Source organism: Mucilaginibacter sp. P4_G9 (assembly GCF_056400985.1).
This window is the reverse complement of sequence record NZ_JBFUKF010000827.1, coordinates 1-995: the sequence shown is the minus strand read 5'-3', so window position 1 is coordinate 995 and position 995 is coordinate 1. Positions and strand designations below refer to the sequence as shown.

Genomic DNA, 995 nt, shown 5'->3' with positions numbered 1-995 from the left:
GTGTTTTCCTGGTCAAGCGAAAAAGTAGGTGAATCAAGGTAATAACAATATGCCGAAAAGAAGCGACATTCCTCTGCTCTTGGGCTCGAAGGGTAAGTATCGGCAAAGGTTTTAAAGTGAAACCTTGCAGATGTATAATCCTTTAACTTATAGTTGGTGAAGGCATAGTAGTAAAATAGGTCTTCAGCAGCACTACGTCCACGATAGCGTTCAACAAGTACATCAAATAAACCAAGGGCTTTTTCATAATCCTGTTTATTATAGTACTTAATGGCTTCCTGGTATTTTTTGGCGTAATCGTTACTTGCTCTTAACTTTTCGTATTTGCTTTTACAACTTCCCAGTGTAATAATTAACAGGGCTAAAACACAGGTGAATAACGTTAGTTGTTTTTTAAACATTTTGCAAAGATAGGTGATTAATGTAAATCAGTCAATTATTTATTTAGGGGCTAATATATAACGTGTTTTGTGCTCCTTATATATATAGTATGTGCTTTTAACATCTTTTAACTTATCCGGTTTTTAAGGCATGGCTTCCTGGCGGCTCGTTTTATCCTATACTATGTATATAACGTAAAAGTGTATACAGGTATATATACTATGCCCGCATTTGCCTGCGCTATATATAATATAGTTTATAGTGTCATGCAAGACCGCTTAGTGGCAAAGGATATGTAAAATTTGTATTCCGCAAAATGTACGTTTTTTTGCAGCTGTCCTTAATCCTTTATCTAATAGTCCTTATTCCGGAGTATGGCGTTGCCTGCGGCCCGGGTCATCCGCTCATACGCGCGCAAGGCATTAGGCGCGGGCTGGTATCCGCTACTCCCCCTAACGCAACACAGTATCTTTTGTGTGGGATAAATCTTTTAGACTGCATATCTATTAATCCAAAGGGAGCTGTACACTTTAATGATTGATGCTGTTGCAAGAAACCTCTGCTTAAAAATCGACTGATTTAGGTCTTCACTGTGGTTTAGGTCTTCACTGTGG

1 protein-coding gene is annotated in these 995 nt (G+C 38.4%); it reads right to left on the bottom strand.

Going from position 1 to position 995, the window contains the following annotated elements:
• The coding region (locus AC1DPZ_RS27945; RefSeq protein WP_477409680.1) for an outer membrane protein assembly factor BamD at positions 1-401 on the bottom strand (401 nt) is incomplete at its 3' end.
• Positions 402-995: the final 594 nt, after the last annotated feature.